Source organism: Pedobacter ginsengisoli, from assembly GCF_030244015.1.
GTDB classification, from domain to species: domain Bacteria; phylum Bacteroidota; class Bacteroidia; order Sphingobacteriales; family Sphingobacteriaceae; genus Pedobacter; species Pedobacter ginsengisoli.
On the sequence record NZ_JASSYX010000002.1, the window covers coordinates 1 to 19,038 of the forward strand.

The 19,038-nt window shown below is 42.4% G+C and carries 13 protein-coding genes; 1 reads left to right on the forward strand and 12 read right to left on the reverse strand.

Going from position 1 to position 19,038, the window contains the following annotated elements; all coding sequences use genetic code 11:
- Positions 1-103 precede the first annotated feature (103 nt).
- Positions 104-1,084 carry an acyl-ACP desaturase gene (locus QEP08_RS07285; RefSeq protein WP_285056919.1) on the forward strand — a complete coding sequence of 327 codons (981 nt, stop codon included), beginning with the start codon at positions 104-106 and terminating at the stop codon, positions 1,082-1,084.
- Here the strand turns inward: QEP08_RS07285 and QEP08_RS07290 are convergent, their stop codons facing one another.
- The 12 genes from QEP08_RS07290 to QEP08_RS07345 form a co-directional block, all read right to left on the reverse strand.
- Positions 1,085-4,474: a methylmalonyl-CoA mutase family protein gene (locus QEP08_RS07290; protein WP_285056921.1), complete on the reverse strand. Its 3,390-nt coding sequence runs from the start codon at positions 4,472-4,474 to the stop codon at positions 1,085-1,087.
- 147 nt (positions 4,475-4,621) lie between these two features.
- On the reverse strand, positions 4,622-6,289 hold the full coding sequence (gene pafA / locus QEP08_RS07295; protein ID WP_285056923.1) for an alkaline phosphatase PafA: 1,668 nt from the start codon (positions 6,287-6,289) through the stop codon (positions 4,622-4,624).
- 69 nt (positions 6,290-6,358) lie between these two features.
- A complete protein-coding gene (locus QEP08_RS07300) occupies positions 6,359-7,645 on the reverse strand; it encodes a bifunctional folylpolyglutamate synthase/dihydrofolate synthase (RefSeq protein WP_285056925.1) in 1,287 nt (428 codons plus the stop codon).
- Positions 7,646-7,686: 41 nt separating this feature from the next.
- A complete protein-coding gene (locus tag QEP08_RS07305; RefSeq protein ID WP_285056926.1) occupies positions 7,687-8,499 on the reverse strand; it encodes an energy transducer TonB in 813 nt (270 codons plus the stop codon).
- Entirely contained in the window at positions 8,499-8,900 is a 402-nt protein-coding gene (locus tag QEP08_RS07310; protein ID WP_285056928.1) for an ExbD/TolR family protein, read from the reverse strand. The genes QEP08_RS07305 and QEP08_RS07310 overlap by 1 nt, the downstream gene beginning before the upstream one ends.
- Positions 8,900-9,610 (reverse strand): MotA/TolQ/ExbB proton channel family protein, encoded by a 711-nt coding sequence (locus tag QEP08_RS07315; protein ID WP_285056930.1) that lies wholly within the window; start codon positions 9,608-9,610, stop codon positions 8,900-8,902. The genes QEP08_RS07310 and QEP08_RS07315 overlap by 1 nt, the downstream gene beginning before the upstream one ends.
- A gap of 1 nt (position 9,611) precedes the next feature.
- Positions 9,612-10,898, reverse strand: coding sequence for an HU domain-containing protein (locus tag QEP08_RS07320; RefSeq protein WP_285056932.1), 1,287 nt, complete (start codon positions 10,896-10,898; stop codon positions 9,612-9,614).
- Between the two features lie 55 nt (positions 10,899-10,953).
- Complete coding sequence (locus QEP08_RS07325; protein WP_285056934.1) at positions 10,954-12,651, reverse strand: TonB-dependent receptor; 1,698 nt, start codon at positions 12,649-12,651, stop codon at positions 10,954-10,956.
- Between the two features lie 11 nt (positions 12,652-12,662).
- A complete protein-coding gene (locus QEP08_RS07330) occupies positions 12,663-15,680 on the reverse strand; it encodes a tetratricopeptide repeat protein (protein WP_285056936.1) in 3,018 nt (1,005 codons plus the stop codon).
- A 132-nt stretch (positions 15,681-15,812) separates the two neighbouring features.
- Positions 15,813-16,745 (reverse strand): aspartate carbamoyltransferase catalytic subunit, encoded by a 933-nt coding sequence (locus QEP08_RS07335; RefSeq protein ID WP_285056938.1) that lies wholly within the window; start codon positions 16,743-16,745, stop codon positions 15,813-15,815.
- Between the two features lies 1 nt (position 16,746).
- The gene (gene pyrR / locus QEP08_RS07340; protein ID WP_285056940.1) at positions 16,747-17,295 is read right to left on the reverse strand and encodes a bifunctional pyr operon transcriptional regulator/uracil phosphoribosyltransferase PyrR; all 549 of its coding nucleotides are present in this window, start codon (positions 17,293-17,295) and stop codon (positions 16,747-16,749) included.
- Positions 17,296-17,408: 113 nt separating this feature from the next.
- Positions 17,409-19,016: a beta-N-acetylhexosaminidase gene (locus QEP08_RS07345; RefSeq protein WP_285056942.1), complete on the reverse strand. Its 1,608-nt coding sequence runs from the start codon at positions 19,014-19,016 to the stop codon at positions 17,409-17,411.
- Between the last annotated feature and the right edge of the window lie 22 nt (positions 19,017-19,038).

A 19,038-nucleotide genomic window follows, 5' to 3' on the forward strand; every position in this document is an offset into this window, starting at 1 on the left:
CTGAAAGTCTCTTAGTTAATTACTTACCTATAAAATAGGATATCATATCATTACTATGCCATTTTTTTTGGTATATTTGGAGTAAATTTAAAATATAAAACGAATGAGTTTTTTTGCAGAGAAAAGAAGGGAAGTAATGTTGCATATCGAGACTTATATGCTTGATATGATGGATTCATACCTGAAACCAATTGATACCAATTGGCAACCATCTGATTTTTTGCCTGATTCAACAAGTGATACATTTTTCCAGGATATAAAAATACTACGTGAAAATGCCAATGATCTATCTTATGATCTTGTGGCAGTATTGATTGGTGATACAATCACAGAAGAGGCCCTGCCTACTTATGAATCCTGGTTGACCATGGTAGATGGCATCACTAAAAATGAAGCTGGCGGATGGATGAAGTGGGTCCGTCACTGGACTGCAGAAGAAAACAGGCACGGTGATTTATTGAATAAATATTTATACCTGTCCGGTAGAGTTGATATGCGTCAGATGGAAATTTCTACTCAATATTTAATAGCCGATGGTTTTGACATTGGTACTGGTCATGACCCTTATAGAAACTTTATTTATACCAGTTTCCAGGAACTGGCTACCAATATCTCTCACAGGAGGGTGGCTTCTTTAGCAAAAAAGGATGGAGATGCTTTATTGTCTAAAATGTGCGGAGTGATAGCCTCTGATGAAGCGAGACACGCAAAGGCTTATAAGGATTTTATGAGCAAGATCTTTGAAGTGGATCCAAATGAAGCCATGATCGCTTTTGAAGACATGATGCGTCAAAAGATTGTGATGCCTGCTCACTTTCTTCGTGAGATGGGAATGAAAATTGGTCAGACTTTTGGACATTTTACTGATGCGGCACAACGTTTAGGAGTTTATACAGCGGTTGATTATGTGGAGATTATGCAGCAGCTGATTGAAGAATGGAAACTGGAAAGCATGCGTGATTTGAATGAGGCGGGCGAAAAGGCGCGGGATTATATCATGGCTTTACCTTCCAGATTACTGCGTGTTGCCGAACGTATGAAGAATCCAACAATGGAATATAAGTTTAGCTGGATACACGCTTAATTACATATTCCTTCTATATTGTCCACCTACTTCATAAAGCGCATTAGAGATTTGACCTAGTGAGCATATTTTACAGGCTTCCATGAGCTCAGAGAAAATATTCTCACCGGCTATGGCAACTTTTTGAAGTCTTCTTAAAGCTTCAGAGGTTTGATCTGCATTTCTTTCCTGAAAGGCTTTTAAGGATTTAATCTGATGTTGCTTTTCTTTTTCAGTAGCCCTGATTACTTCGCCGGGAACAATGGTAGGTGAACCACTCTTGTTTAGAAATGTATTTACACCTACTATTGGATATTCTCCGTTATGTTTCAACATTTCGTAATATAGACTTTCTTCCTGGATCTTACCTCTCTGATACATAGTTTCCATTGCGCCCAGCACTCCACCTCTATCGTTAATTCGCTTGAATTCAAGCAGCACAGCTTCTTCTACCAGATCGGTTAGGTCTTCTATAATGAATGCGCCCTGTAGAGGATTCTCATTCTTTGCAAGCCCCAATTCACGGTTGATGATCAATTGTATGGCCATGGCCCTGCGTACCGATTCCTCCGTAGGAGTGGTAATGGCTTCGTCATAAGCATTAGTATGAAGGGAATTGCAATTGTCATAAATGGCATATAACGCCTGCAGGGTGGTACGGATGTCATTAAAATCTATTTCCTGTGCATGTAGCGACCGGCCTGATGTCTGGATATGATATTTCAATTTTTGCGATCTGTTATTACCCTTATATTTATTTTTGATCGCCTTAGCCCAAATGCGCCGTGCCACACGGCCTATAACTGCATATTCCGGATCGATTCCATTGGAAAAGAAGAAGGATAGATTAGGAGCAAAGTCATCAATGTGCATCCCCCTGCTGAGGTAGTATTCTACAAAGGTAAACCCATTGCTCAACGTAAATGCGAGCTGAGATATTGGATTTGCTCCGGCTTCTGCAATATGGTAGCCGGAGATGGAAACTGAATAGAAATTGCGTACATTTTCGGTAATGAAATAATGCTGAATATCACCCATCATTCTCAGTGCAAATTCTGTAGAAAAAATACAGGTATTTTGGGCCTGATCTTCCTTGAGTATATCGGCCTGCACGGTGCCGCGTACCATACTTATAGCTTTTGTTTTGATTTTTGAGTACACTTCATCCGGTAATACCTGATCGCCGGTCACGCCGAGCAGCATAAGGCCTAATCCATTGTTCCCTTCAGGTAGGTCGCCGCTATATTCAGGTCTTTCTATTCCTTTTGCTTTATAAATGCTGTCGATTTTAGTTTGTATCTGTGCCTGCAGTTTATTTTCTATGATGTATTTCTCACATTGCTGATCTATAGCTGTGTTCATAAAAAAGGCGAGCAGCATTGGCGCAGGACCGTTGATGGTCATAGATACCGAAGTCGAAGCGGCACATAAGTCAAATCCGGAATACAGTTTTTTAGCATCATCAAGAGTGGCAATGCTTACACCGGAATTGCCTATTTTACCGTAGATGTCGGGTCTGATGTGCGGATCTTCACCATATAACGTTACAGAGTCAAAAGCAGTTGACAGGCGATGTGCGGGCTGGCCTAAAGACACGTAGTGAAACCTTTTGTTAGTTCGTTCTGGTCCGCCTTCTCCTGCAAACATACGGGTGGGATCTTCACCTTCTCTCTTTAAGGGAAAAACGCCAGCTGCATAGGGAAATTCACCCGGAACATTTTCTGTCAGCAGCCACCTGAGTGTATCTCCCCAGTCCTGATAGCGGGGTAATGAGACTTTTGGGATTTGTAATTTCGATAAAGATTCATAGAAAAGAGGCTGCTTAATTTCCTTATCCCGTACATTATAATTAAAGTATTCCTGTTTGTATTTCAATTTGGTTTCCGGCCATTCGCGGAGCAGTCGCCTGCAGTCTCCATCAAGCTGCTCTTCCAGATGTTTATAAATCTCTTTTAACGAATCGACCGCTTTGCTCTCAGAGAGACCGGCTTTCGTTTTGTCTTCGGGAAATAATTCGATAACTCCCTGTAGTTGGTAAAGTCTGCGCGCGATTTGGCTTTGTTTATCTACCCAATCATGATACGCCAGACTGGATTCCGCGATCTCAGCAAGATAACGGGTACGATCCGGAGGTATGATGTAGATTTTTTCAGACTGTCCCGCTAAACGCTCCATTTGAGGCTTAAAATCAATCTGTATTTTTTCTTTTATCTGCTGCATCAATGCCGAAAAGAGTTCATTCATGCCCGGATCATTGAACTGGGAGGCCATGGTGCTGAAAACAGGTATGGTTTCGTCTCTCGCCTCGAAGAGATTGTGATTTCGTTTGTATTGCTTGCGAACGTCTCTTAACGCATCCAGTGCACCCCGTTTGTCAGATTTATTGATGGCCACCAGGTCAGCAAAATCAAGCATATCTATTTTTTCCAGTTGGGTGGCGGCACCGAACTCGGGTGTCATTACATACAGGGAAATATCACTATGTTCAGTGATCTCTGTATCAGATTGTCCTATACCAGATGTTTCTACAATAATGAGATCGTAACCAGCCGCTTTGCAGATGTCAATGCTTTCCTGTACATTTTTTGAAAGGGCCAGATTGGCCTGTCGGGTAGCCAGCGAACGCATATAAATCCTTGGATTGTTAATTGCATTCATTCGAATTCTATCACCAAGTAACGCTCCGCCTGTTTTTCTTTTAGAAGGGTCAACAGATATTATAGCCAGTGTTTTGTCTTTTACTTCCATCAGAAAACGCCTAACCAGCTCATCAACCAGTGAGGATTTTCCGGAACCGCCAGTACCAGTTATTCCAAGTACGGGTACTTTGTTTTTTCCACCCAGCTTTTTTAATTCATTGACAAAGGTTTGTGCGCCCTCCGGATCATTTTCGGCCAGTGTAATGGCAGAAGCAATATCTTTAATACTTTTATGCGGAATGGTTTTAAGTCCGCCATCAAGGGACTTTATAGTGCTGAAGTCTGCCTCTTTCAGCATATGATTGATCATCCCCTGCAGACCCATTTTTCTGCCGTCATCTGGTGAATATATTTTGGTAATCCCGTAATTCTCCAGTTCCTTAATTTCTGAGGGAAGGATTACGCCACCTCCTCCGCCAAATATTTTAATGTGAGGAGCTCCACGTTCTTTCAGCAGATCATACATATACTTGAAGTATTCGATATGCCCCCCCTGATAGGAGGTCATAGCAATGCCTTGCACATCTTCCTGGATTGCACAATTTACCACTTCATCGACAGAACGGTTATGCCCGAGGTGGATGACCTCCGCACCTGACGACTGAAGAATCCTGCGCATGATATTGATCGTGGCATCGTGGCCATCAAATAGTGCGGCTGCTGTAACGAAACGTATTTTATGCTTGGGTTTGTAGATTTCGACCTGCTCCATTATGTAGTTTATAACTGGTGCACAAAGTTAAATAAAACTATGCGGAGCAAGTGAAAACAACAACTGAAATACACGTTTGCGATAAATACAAAAGGCCGTTATGGTTTATGTTCCATAACGGCCTTTCATTCTATCTCTGACGGAGTTCTATTGATGGGTGAGTTCAGTTATTGGCTCGCCTACGCAGCCGCTTGGCATTTGAATGTGCAGCATGGCCGCCAGGGTTGCAGCGATGTCCGTCATATAATGTGTTTTATTGGTCTTTCCGGCTTTTACATTCCAACCCATAAATACACAGGGGATGTGTGAATCATAAGGATACCAGGCGCCGTGGGTGGTTCCTGTACTTCCTCCGCCAAAATATCCTGATTTTAATACGTAGTAAATGTCGCCGCTCCTTTTAGCATTATAGCCATAAGTTACAGCTTTCTTAATCGCTTCAGGAAGTGTGGTTGAACTCAGCCTGGTAAGGTCGACCGCATCTGCAATGGCATCCTGTTTTTCCAAGGTCTCCATAGTCAGGGTTTTTATGGCTTCAAAATCCGCTTTGGCCTCTTTAATGGCATCATGATCAAAGTAAAGCTGGCTGTTGCTGGAGGTAACGATAGCCTTTTTGATCTTATACTGCTCAGCGATAGTTGTATTTAAGCTTTTGATCACCTGCGAATCGCTAAATAATCCGCCCGGAAGTTTATTTTCCTTCATAAAACCCGGGACATGTGCTACTCCATGGTCAGCTGACAGGAAGAATAAATAATTTCCTTTGCCAAGTTTGGCATCCAGGTAATTGAAGAAATCCTCGAGGTCTTTATCTAATCTTAAATAGGTATCCTCAGCTTCGACTGAATTGGCACCATACTGATGACCTACATAGTCTGTCGATGAGCAGCTTACCGCCAGGAAATCAGTGGAGCTTCCCTGACCAAGGCCCTCTGCCTGAATGGCTATTTTGGCAAGATCTAAAGTCATAGTATTGCCGTATGGCAGACTTTTGATCATATCAAAGTTTTTGTCAGTATATAATTTAGTCGGATGAGGAAAAGTGGGCGTTTGCTCACCTCTGGCTTTTCCTTCATAAGGTTTGTTGTCTGCTGTGCTTTGCGTATAGGTCTCTATAGGATATAAGGTATTCCAGTTCTGCTCAAAGTATTTATTTGGCATTTTCAGCTTGTTATATTGATCGACCCAGGCAGGAAGTTCAGTCATGTAGTGTGTGCTGGTGATCCAGTTACCCGTACCGCCATCAAACCAATAAGCTGCATTGGCCGAATGACCCGCCGGAAGTATCGCACCCCGGTCTTTAAGAGAGATACCTATGACTTTGCTTTTAAAATTTGTAGCCAGCCTCAGCTCGTCCGTAATCGTAGTAACCAGCATGTTTTTTGGGGACATTAATCCGGCTCTGGTATCACTGCCTACAGTTTTTACAGTAGTATCTTCAGCGCAATAAACATTTCTTTTCAGCTGAGGGTCATACCAGTCATTGCCTATGATGCCATTTATAGCAGGTACAGAACCTGTGTAAATGCTGGAATGTCCGCATGCGGTATAAGTCGGAGTATAGGGTATAAAAGTGTTTTCGGCAGAGAATCCCTGATTTACAAGGCGTCTGAAGCCGCCATTTGAATACCTGTTGTAGTAACGGTAAAGGTAGTCCCACCTCATCTGGTCTACCACTAACCCGACTACCAGTTTCGGTCTGCTCAATTCTGCAGCAGATGATGTTTTTGATAAGGTCTTAACAGATTTTTTCTGAGCGATTGATGTACTGCAAATAAAAAAAATCGCAGTAAATAAAAGATATGTTCTCTTCATTATTGTGTGTTAAAGAATTTTAAAGTTACTTATTCAAAGAGTAGAAAGAACTGGTATTATGTAAAGATTTCATAACACTTCCGCCACTACAAAAGTACTCCCGCCGACAAATATCAGGTCATCGTCGCTTGCATCATTTTTTGCAGCGGTCAGCGCAAGCTGAACACTTTGAAATACATCACCGATGAGCTGCTGGTCAAGCGCTTGTCTGGCCAGTTCAGCAGCGGGCAAAGCTCTTTCCAGATCTGGTTGGCAAAAGTAATACCGTGCATCAGAAGGCAATAATTTCAGCACGCCACCGATATCCTTATCCTTAACCATCCCTATTACAATATGCAAATGGTCATGCGGAGTTTCCCGGATGTTCTGCACAACTTCAGAAATGCCAGCTATATTATGCCCGGTATCACAGATAACGAGCGGATGGTTACCAAGCACCTGCCATCTTCCCTGCAAACCAGTAAGCTCCTTTACATTGCTCAGCCCTGTGCGAACATCCTGATCGCTAATCCGGTATCCCAGTTTATTTAAAACCAATGCAGACTGAACTACTGTCAATATATTTTTAAGCTGATATGACCCCGTAAGGTCAAGCGCCAGTTCCTGAAATAGCACATGATCTTTATCTCTTACGGACAGGCTCAGCAGCTCATTTTCTCTTTGAAAATGCTGAATGCTCAATTGTTCATCAGCAAATACAATTTCACTTCCGGTTTCTTCCGCCTTTTTTATAAAAATCTGATCTGTTTCCGGATGCCGTTCGCCAATCACTACAGGGATCTTGTGTTTAATAATTCCGGCCTTTTCCACTGCGATTTCAGGGAGTGTATTTCCCAAAATATTGGTGTGGTCCAAACTGATGTTGGTAATGATTGAGAGCTCTGGAGTAATGATATTTGTTGAATCCAGCCTGCCACCTAGTCCTACTTCAACAATAGCAATATCTACCTGTTCAGTTTCAAAGTATGAAAATGCCATTGCCACAGTCACTTCAAAAAAAGAGGGGCTGAGTTCTTCAATGATATCGCTTTGCGAAGCGACAAAGTCAACTACAAAGTCCTCGGATATCATAACACCATTGATTCTGATGCGTTCTCTGAAATCTTTTAAATGAGGTGAGGTATACAACCCGGTTTTAAACCCTGCCTGATGAAAAATAGCTGCAAGCATATGTGATGTGGAACCTTTTCCATTGGTTCCACCTACATGGATGCTCTTGAATTTATGTTGTGGATTGCCCAGTTTCTCACACATCACAATGGTGTTGTGTAAGTCTTTTTTAAAGGCTGTCGCACCCACACGGGTAAACATAGGCAGTTTACTGTACAGATAATCCAGAGTTTGATCGTAATTCATTAAAAAAGGTTGGATACCACAAAAATAGAATGCTTGTTCGGTTATTTCACTTTAAAATAGAAAATCACAATTTTAATCTGAACGTCCTTCCCGGCCTCTGATTTTTCCACCTTCGCTTTCATTACCGCATCCTTACATTTCTGCCAGATGTCACGGTCGTTTAGCGTAGTTCCTTTTACTCCCGGTGTAGCATCAAGTACATTTCCATTTCTATCTATCTTAAGCCGTACGGCTACTTTACCCGTTTTTTGCCCGTCATCCTGCGGCAGGACCAGGCCCACAAACTTTCTGATTTCAATGGGTGTCTCTCCAAAACCCGAGCCGCCTTCTCCATAATTCGGTGCATCCGGGTCACCATCTTTGTCACCCTGGTTGCCGGCTACAGCACCCGTTCCGTCGCCACCACCTGTTCCTTTGTTGGCTTTACCTTTATACAAGGCATTTTGATTAATGACGGGCTTGGCCGGTTTGGTTTCAGTAAGAGCAGTAGGAGTAGAAGTTTTGGTCTTGCTTTTTGTATTTACGCTGACTGCCTCCTCCGAATTTTGGGTGACGATCTCTTTTGCACTATTGTCCGATGTCGGAGTTTCCGGCTTAGGCTCTGTTGGCTCCACCTTATCCGGAGGCCTGTTATTTGCATTGGGATCTGCCGAAGGTTCTTCCACACTGGTATAGTCTGTACCCATACCTTCCGGAGAAGTGCCGTAGTTTACTACCATACCACCCATACCAGTTTCAACAGGTTCAAAGTTTCCGATGACCAGAAAGAAACTCAAAAGGAGCAAACCAGCCATGATACCGGTAGAGATTGCCAGTGCCTTTGGGTAATTATTTTCTTCTTTTGGATAGATCATTACTTTTTAGGTTCTACAGCCAGTACAACTTTTAATTTCAGTTTATTAGCCACATCATATACCAGCATGGTATTGTCTATAGAAACACTTCCCGCGGCATAAAGAACAATCGTCAGATCCGGAGCAGCCTTTTGATAGGCTTCTATTTCTGCCGGAAGGTTTTCCAAGGTCGTTGGCTTTTTGTTTATCGTATAATTTAACTTGTCATCTATAGATACAGTAACGGTTTTTTGGGCATTAGATTGTTGGCCTGATTCTGATTTGGGTAACAACAGCTTAACTACCTGTGGATTAACTACAGCCGATGCCAGTAGAAAAAACAAAAGTAGGAAGAACATGATGTCATTCAGCGCAGAAGTGTGTACCTCCACAGTTCCTTTATTTCTCTTGCGTAAATTCATTATTTTCCTGGTTCCTCTAGTAGATCAATAAATTCGATGGCATCTGTTTCCATTCTTAATATGATTCGTTCAACCATCATATTCAGGATATGATAGAGTACATACGCAATAATACCAATGATCAAACCGGTAGCGGAAGTAATCATTTTGGTATATAAACCACCCGATATTGTTCCGATTTCTATAGCGCCTTTGATAGATACATCATGAAAAATAGTAATCACACCGATAATCGTACCTACGAAACCAAGCATCGGCGCAATACCTGCGATAATACCAAGTATACCTATGTTCTTTTCCAGCTTTGAGACCTCATGTTTCCCGTTGTTCTCGATAGCAGCTTCAATGTCCTTAATGGGTCTGCCAATCCGCTTCAACCCTTTTTCAAGCATTCTGGCCAGAGGAGAATTGTTGTTTCTGCATAAAGCGATGGCATTGTCCAGTCTTCCATCATGGATATATTGTTTGATCTGCAGCATCAGGTTAGACTCAGTTTTAGATGCTTTTCTAATGGTAAGGTATCTTTCTACAAAAATCACCAGTCCCAAAAAAGCCAAAAAAGCCAGGGGAAGCATTACCCAGCCACCTTTAAACAGAAGGTCAATAAAGTGGATTTCTGGAGGTGCGGTAGTTACGGCCTGCGTTAAGTTATTAGCGGTATCAACGAGTTGTTTTGCGGTATCCGTGGCACCTTGTAGTAATGTGATCATATTATTTTATTTGTGTGTTTGTGTGTTTGTTCTGATAGATATATAAATCTGGGTTTTTTAACTTAACAACAAGTTCTTTACGCCCTTTCATAGCGCTTGCTTCATCTTGAAACGTTGCGACACTGATCTTTATTCTGCGTTTACCCGGAACCTTAGGAATTACTTTTGCAGTAACGCCAATTGCCTTCATCTGTGTAATGAACCAGTCGGCCTCTTTCTGGTTGATCACAGAGGCTCCAATGACTTCCCACGTGGTCACAGTGTCTGTACTTGAAGCCTGGTTTGGTGCGGCAGCAGTCTCTTTTAAAGAATCGGGGTTAACAATTGCCGTTTGAGCCGTCCTCAAAATACTGTCTGCTTTTGCAGCAGAATCAATCTTTAACTGATTGAGGTTTGCAACCGGACCTTTTGTTTGTCCTTGTTCTTTTCCAGCTTCGCCCTTAAAGAGCTCTGGTTTTATAAAATATGCGGCTACACCGATGGCTAAAAGAATAGCGCCGGCGACAATAACCTTAATATATATTGGTGTTGCTGGTTTATGCTCATTTTCTGCTTCCTCCGGACCGCTTGCAGATTCAATCTGATCAACCTTATGGGTCTTGTCAAAATTCCAGTAATGACCTGCCTTTGCCTCAGCTGCAGGAACCTCGTCTTCAAGAACAGCAGTGTCCTCAGCCGGATCTTCTTCCAAACGTTCTGCTGTTTCTATAAACAGGGGAGATACAGGTTTTTTCTGATGTTTAATCTCAGATATTTCATCATACACAGGCTGTTCGTCAGATTCAGCGGTTCCATCACTCAGATCAGCGTTGTGATCTTCCAAATCTAAGCGTTCATGAAAATGTTCTTCCTGTTCCTTTGCATAAGTTTCCTCCTCTTGAGCGGACTCCTCTTTAAAAGAAGGCAGTCCATAAAATTCAAACCCTAAATTTACTGCTCCGGAAGGAGAGAGGGCTACTCCGTTATCCGAAGCCAAAAGCCGGCCCAGCTCACCAAGATCAGCTTCCCGGTTGTCTTTTACCTGCCGGCGCAGTTCCTCAGCAAATTGTTCTATATAGTAAGATGAGGAGTCGAAAGAAATATTTTTCTTTTTGCTGATGAATTCTGTCAGAGCCTTGGTTTCCTTTACTTCTTCAGTAAATTCAAGTGCATAGCTCGGGGGTAAAAAAGAATGCGTCTGCGCATCATATCTTCCCGGAGATTTCTTTTTATAAATGGTACCCAGCCCAGGGATCCCGACTTCTTTTCGGGTTCTGATAAGCTCGGTAAGGTATGATAAGATCTCCATTCTGGTAAAAATAAATTTTAATTCCGTATCAACCAATTATTAATTAAAAACCCGCCTAGAACGAATAACTTATTCCCCCAAAAATATTCATCCCGATGGTTTGATAATACAGAAACCTGCTGTAGGATGAATCCAGTAAATTGTTAACCTTTATAAATGCCGAGAACTGATTATTTATCTTATAGCTGGCCCCTGCGCCAAGATCTACAAATCCCTTTACGGTCACAACCTGCTCATTTAAAGGATCAGGAATCAAATACGGATTGGCGGGTGCCGCCAGGTAAACCTTAGCTTTGCTATCGTCCTGAATTGCTACAGATGCTGTCAGCGAGATTTGTTTAGTAATATTATACAAGAGATCGGAACTTAGCCGCATTTGCGGTTTGAACCAGCTTTGTGTTTCCGCTGCAGGTTTGTAGTCCTCAAAATTTAGTCTGCCGGTCCATTTTAAAGCATCACTTACCTGTACAGAAAGCTCACCCTCCAGTCCGATAAGCTTCATAGTTCCAAAGTCATAGATTACGTCAAACTTATTAAAGCTGGAAAAGCTGTTTACATAAAGCGGCATGTCTTCGATCCTTTTGTGATAGACCTTCGCCTTATATCCAAATCCCGGGCCCCCAGTACCTTTAATCCCGCCGCTGATGCTCAGTTTCTCAACACTGTTTCTGATCTCTATATTGCTGTTTAGCCATGGATTTTCATCTGTGTACTGCTTCAATGAATTGCGGCTGACATCTCCCTTCACTTCACCAAATATCTGAAGGTAATCCGGTATCAGCGTGAAGTCCGCGGTTACAGCCGGAAAAATCCTGGTGGATGAAAAATCACCAAATTCCTGTACAAAATTAATCCCGGCATTGATTTTAATGCCATGCGTCTGCAGTCTGATGTAAGGATTCAGTTTTAAGATATTGTTACTTACGTTTGCGATCGAATCTTTGTTGCCTCCAAATTCTGCAGAAGCTGCAAGCCCCAGATTGAAACTGCTGATCCGTTTGTTCATGTACCCATTCAAAACAATGGAATTCTCTTTTGCACTGAACTTGTCACTCCAGATATAACCATTTACCTTAGCTGCGTAGCTAAAGGCATCAGGATCATCCGTATATTTATTGACTACTTCTCCTTCAGCCTCAAAGAAGTTCAAAGTTTGCTTCTCAGGATTTGGATTCAATGCAGGATTTGCCTCGTCAATACCGTAAAAATATAAACCATTCCTTTGAAAGTTAACCCTGCCGCTAAGTGTAGCTGTTTCGCCGATACTGCGGCCAAAGATACTTAGTCTTTGCTGGCTCGACTGTTGTTTATTGAGCTTGCCCGATTGACTTAGGTGCTGTAAATAAGCCCCTGCCTGCATGGCTTCATCCTTCCCGGTATTTACATACGCTTCAGCAAATATAGTTTTCGCCGTACCAAAGCCACCTTTTACATAATTATTGATCAGTTCCGCTTCTCTTTCAGCTGCAACTTCCTGAGCCTGCAATTTGTTGATGTCAGAATTCAGTTCCAGCTTCCTGTCGGTAAGACTGTAATTGAACCGTGCCTTGTAAGTTTTTACATCGTTCAGATCCGGACTTCTTCTTAATTTTACAGCCTCAGCCAAAACAGGTTTATAAGGTCTTACCACTTCAATTTCTTCTGTTACTGCTTTTTCCTCCGTCTTGGGTTTTACGGGGTCCTGTGCCATTAAGTGCAGCGTTCCCGAGGCGATCATTAAAACGGTAGTATATATTATTTTATGAAATCTCATATTGCTTGGTCTTATTTGATTTTTTCTAATTTCTCTTTAGCGGTCGGAACAATGTCATCCTTGCCTTCATAGTTGTCTATCAGGCTCAGCAGCGTGCTTTTTGCCTGCAAATTGTCCTTCAGCGCAACATAATTATCAGATAACAGTATAAAAGATTTGGCCACCCAGTAATCATGGGAAGGCATATTGTTGATCAGGTCAAAACAAGTTTTTGTAGAAGTTTTATAATCACCCTTTGCATATTGCAGGAAGGCAAGGTTATATTTCGCCTCGGCACCGGCAACGGTTTTAGTTTTGCTAACCACCGTTGTGAAGGCTTTCGTCGCCTGTGCGGTATCTGCTTTCAGCAGGTAAGCTTTTCCGGCGTACAGTTCTGAACTGTTCTTTTCCTCTTCAGATGCTTTTTCAGATTCCCTGATCAGTTTCACGTACTTCAGCATGTCGTCGGGCATATTCAAAGCATCATAAGCCCTGAGCAGATTATTGATTGCATAACTGTAGTGTGCCTTATAATCGGCAGTAGTTTCCAGTCTTTTTAAATAGACAATGGCCTCATTGTATTTTTTCTGATTCAGGAATACTTCAGAAATACTGACCAGGGAGCGTTCAGTATAGTCACTGGTCCAGTCGTTCAAAATGTATTCATAATCAGGCACCGCCTCTAAAGGCCGGCCCAGCTTTACCAGTGATTCCGCCCTGATGAACTTCGCCTCCTTATCATGTATTGCCTTCGGGTATTTATCAAAATAAGCATTAATGGCTTCAAAAGCACCTTGAAAGTCGCCTTTTAAATAACGGTTGCTCGCTGCCTGAAATACAATACCATCCTGCTCAGCAGCACTGTAGTTGCCCAGAGGAGTGGAGCTGGCATAAGTAATGAAGCCCTCAGAATCACCCCTGTCTACATAAATGTTTTTAATCGACTCCAGTGCCTGTTTAGCTTCTTCTGTACTGGCATACTCCCTGATCACTTTTTTAAATGACTCCAGTGCCTCATCATCCTTATCCTGATTGTACTGGACCAGGCCAATCGTCACCAAAGCTCTTGGCACGTAACTGCTTCTCGGATATTGGCTCACCAGCGTGATCAGGTCAGATTTGGATTTTTCAAAATCCCCCTTGTTGAAATAAGTATAAGCGGTCTCAAATCCGGCATCATCTGCATAATTAGAATTTGGATATTGCTTTAACAGGTCCTGCATGGTCGCGATCTTTGCGTCATTCTGGTTCTCCAGGCCCTGGATCATTCCGCGTTGGAATAATGCATAATCTTCACCCGTAGCACGACTGGCGATAATTTTGTTGTAATTGGCCATTGCGTTGCCATAGCTCTTGCTCACAAAATAAGAATCAGCAAGCCTGATGATCGCATCATTTACTGTTTTTTGATCCTTGTCGTTACCACTTAAAAAACGTTCAAAATAATTAGCCGCTTTCACATACTTTTCATCTTCAAATGCAGCATAAGCCAGTGCGTAATTGGCGAAATTATATACACCCGTTTTTTTAGCGCCTTCCATGGTTAGAAACGTTTCAAAATGCTTTACCGCCTCACCAAATTTCCTCAGCTCATAGGATGCCTCAGCTTTCCAGTAAGTGCTCAAAGCGAGGATTTCTTCATCCTGCGGAAATTTTTCAGACCGTAGAAACATAGAAAGTGCATTTGGGAAAGCGCGCTCATTGTAGAACTCCAGTCCTCTGAAATAGGTAGCCTTCTGATAGGCCTCCTTCGCTTCAGGCGATTTATTTTGCAGAGGCTCTAAAATGTCAACCGCAACCTGGTAGTTTTTGCTGGTCAGTAAAATCTCACCCAGCAGTGTTTTTGCTTCATTGATCTTCCTTGAATTGGGGAATTGCTTTAAAAAGTTTTGAATAGATTCCAGCGCCTGCTGATTAAAATCCAGCTCATAGCTCAGCCGCGTATAGTTCAGCCACGCTTCCTCCTGCACAACCTTATCAAAATCAAGTCTTGATGCCCTGAAAAATGCACTTCTGGCTTTTTCTTTATTTTTCAATTCGATGAATGAGCGGCCCAGCGTATACATACCGCTTTGAAGGTAAACATCATCGGTATCCAGTTTTTCAAGGACAGCAACTGATTCCGTATATTTTTTCTGAAAGAATAAGGAATACCCGTACTGGTAGATGTACAAATTGTTCTTCTTACCCGACTTGTCTTTCGCATAAAATTCCTTAAAATACTTTTCGGCATTGATGTAGTCGGATTTAGCAAAGTAAGAAGCCGCGATGATGCTCAGCATTTCTGATTCGTACTCCTGCTTGGAACTCTTCAAAATAGGGACCGCATAATTAATTACATCATCATAACGCTCATCCAGATAATACATGGAAGTGATGTAGTAAGGATAGCTGGCTTCATAAGTAGGAGAGCCCTTCAGTTTTTCGAAGTTGCTGAGTGCAGTTTTATATTCCTTGTTCAGGTAATTGATGTACGCAAAATAATAAGTGGCACTTTCCTGAAAGGGAGAATCGTCTTTTTTAACCGCTTCAAACAAAGGTTCCGCTTTCTCTATATCATTTTTCATAAAGTAAGCATACCCTTGTTTAAACTGATATTCTAAACGCTGCTTTGCAGAAAACAGGTTAGGGTCAGCCTTTCCGAACCACTCGAGTGCTTTCTCATAATTCTTCTGTGCAAAGTAGGCTTTGCCCACATGAAAATAAGCAAGTTTGGCATTTGGATTCAGCGGGTAGTCTTTGATAAAATTCAGAAAGAGGCTTTCCGCATCGTCATTACCAAGTTCCAGGGCGCAAACCGCTGCATAAAATTTAGCATTTTCTTTAAGCAGGGACAGCTCAGCATTACTTTCAGTCTGTGCTCCGGGCCTTTGCCTGACCTGCTCTACCAGCTTAAACTGCTGTGCGGCGGCTACAAATTTTTCATTATCTAATAACTCTAACCCGGTCTTGTAATTTTTATTGAGGTTAACTAGTATGCTAGACTGCGCAAATGTGGAGGTGACGCCTCCTGCTAGTAACAGCGGAATAAAAAGGTATTTTTTCTGCATTTGTTTCAAATATGGTTGGTACTAAGATAAATATAGTATTGGGTCTTATGGTTACAAGAAATTAACATGTGTTGATAACACTGGATTAACGAAAAGAAAATAGAATTGGTATAAACGACCTTTTTTAGTCATCTAATCTCTTTGAGAAGCCAGTAAATAAAGCACAGCCATTCTGATGGCAACGCCGTTTTCTACCTGTTCCAAAATAATAGACTGTTTACTGTCTGCTACGTCACTGGTGATCTCCACACCACGGTTTATCGGTCCCGGATGCATGACGATGATCTCTTTGTCAAGGCTGTTCAGAATTTGTTTATTCAGGCCGTACATCATGGCATATTCTCTGAGAGAGGGAAAATATTTAATGTCCTGCCGTTCCAGCTGAATGCGGAGCATATTGGCCACATCACACCAGTTCAAAGCTTTAATCAGGTCATGCTCTACTTTTACGCCAAGACTGGAAATGTATTTGGGGATCAAAGTTGTCGGTCCGCAGACCATCACCTCTGCACCCAGTTTCTGAAGGCAGAGGATGTTAGATATCGCCACCCTTGAATGCAGGATATCGCCAACGATCACCACTTTTTTGCCTGCGACGCTGCCCAGCTTCTGGCGAATTGAAAAAGCATCCAGCAAAGCCTGGGTCGGATGTTCGTGCGCCCCGTCACCGGCGTTTACAATCTGTGCTTTTATATGCCTGCTTAAGAACTGACCGGCTCCTGCGTAGGGATGCCTCATCACTACCATGTCCACTTTCATGGCCAGAATATTATTTACGGTATCGATCAGTGTTTCACCCTTGCTTACCGATGAAGAAGACGCAGCGAAATTCACCACATCGGCCGAAAGTCTTTTTTCTGCCAGCTCAAATGAAAGCTTGGTACGGGTAGAGTTTTCAAAGAAAATATTTGCTATGGTGATGTCACGCAGGGAAGGAACTCTTTTTATTGGCCTGTTGATGACATCTTTAAAGTTATCTGCAGTTTCAAAAATCAATTCAATATCATCGCGGTTAATGTCCTTTATACCTAGAAGATGTCGGGTTGATAATTTCTCTGCTGCCATACTATTTATTGCTTTCTGATAATAAGATAACTTTGTCTTCACCCTCGGTCTCCTTCCAGCTCACCCTCACCATCTGCGAGTTCAGACTGTCTACCTGGTGCCCGATATAATCAGGCTCGATCGGCAGCTGTCTGGAAAACCTCCTGTCGATCAACACCATGAGCTCTACTTTGGCGGGTCTGCCATAAGCAAGTAAAGCATCCATGGCAGATCTGATCGTCCTGCCTGTCCACAGTACATCGTCTATGAGGATCACATTTTTTTCTTCTATAATAAAATCTATGTTATTGCTGCTTGCTGATACGATGCCGTCTTTTCTTCTGAAATCATCTCTGAAAAAAGTAATGTCCAGGTCGCCTTTTTTTATGGTGTCTTTTCCAAGGATCTTTGAGAGTTCCTGTTGTACCCTGTTGGCAAAGTACGGGCCTCTCGGCTGGATACCGATTAAAACGGTATTGGAAAAATCATGGTGATTCTCAATTAACTGGTGACAAAGTCGCTTAATTGTGATCTGGAATTTTTGTCCGTCTAGCAGGATTCTTTTTTGCATTGACTAAATAATTGCACAAATATAGCCAAAAAGTTGTAACCCCAAACCCTGAATCAATTTTTAAAAATCTAATTGCCCAAAGCGCTTACACCGGTTAGCACAAGCACAGGAGGTCAATCAGAAAGGTATCGCTGGCTGTAATTGATTTTCAACAGGTCATAGCGTTTCAGCTGTGTTTTTAACCGTTGCCGAAAATCCCCGTAATCTTTCTTCGTTCTTTGGCTCCACAATACTTCGCTCAGGGCGTCCAGTCTGGGGAAAAGCATATATTCTGCTTTAGCGGGGCTGGCAATGTATTCTGACCACAAATTGCCCTGGGCGCCCCAAATGTATTTGCTTTCTTCAGCAGTTAATATTGCCGGCACCGGTTCGTAATTATATACCGTACTTAATGGCAGGAATTTAGCGGCCGTCAGCGAATCCTCTTTCAGAAACTGACTGTGATTAAAATACATAGCGTTCTCCGGAGTCATCACCACCATATGCTTTTGTTTAGCTGCCGCAATGCCACCCTTCTCGCCGCGCCAGCTCATTACTATAGCATTAGGTGCCAGCCCGCCGTCTAAAATTTCGTCCCATCCGATAATAGTTTTGCCTTTACTGTTCACAAATTTTTCTATGCGGTGTATAAAATAACTTTGCAGGGCGCTCTCATCTTTCAGCCCGTTTTCCTTCATGATCTGTTGGGAAATGGCAGATTGTTTCCACCAGATCTTTGAACCCTCATCACCACCGATATGAATGTATTTAGAAGGGAACAGCTCCATTACTTCAGTTAAAACCTCTTCAAGAAACTTAAAAGTTTGTTCAGCAGGCTGGAATACATTGTTGAACTTATTAAAGATTCCCCAGGTCTGGGCGACTTCATATTTTTTCGACGGCTCTGTCCCAAATTCAGGATAGGCGGCTAAAACCGCCATACTATGTGCGGGCATTTCGATTTCCGGAATTACATGAATATAACGGTCTGCCGCATACTTTATCACTTCTTTAACCTCATCCTGAGTGTAATAACCGCCATATCTGAGCCCGTCATTTCCGGTTCCCGGATACAGGCCCGTTATAGTGCCATTTCGCCATGCACCGATATCTGTCAACTTCGGATGCCTTTTGATCTCTATACGCCACCCGTGGTCATCTGTCAGGTGCCAGTGAAAGTAGTTCAATTTATGCATAGCCAGGTAATCGATGTATTTTTTAACAAAAGCGACATCAAAAAAATGACGGCTGACATCCAGGTGCATGCCTCTGTAGGCAAAACGGGGGTAATCAATAATATTAACCGAAGGTATATCCAGCGGCAGGCCTTGTTTTACAGGCAACAATTGCAAAAGTGTCTGAACAGCATAAAATATTCCTTCATCGGTTGAAGCATTGATGGTAATGTTTTTATTTAAGACATCCAGCATATACTGACCAGGATTCTGAGTAGTACTTGCTGTCCTGATCAACCTGATGGTATTCTTTTTCTTTTCATTTACAGCATATGCATCAGTATGCGAGGTAATGCCATAATATTTCAACAGATGATCCTTCAAATACGCAGCCGACCTTTTGAAAGCAGTATCGCTGATCAGGATCATGGTACCGTTGTCTATGGTAAACTTATCACCGGCAGCATTGATATGCAGTTCAGCGGGCTGTGGGATAATTGCCGGGAGCTGAGCCTTCGATGTATTGAACAGCAGGAAGCTGAATATAGCACTGAGCAGTATTTTCATGTGATTCGGATTGTGTGCGCTT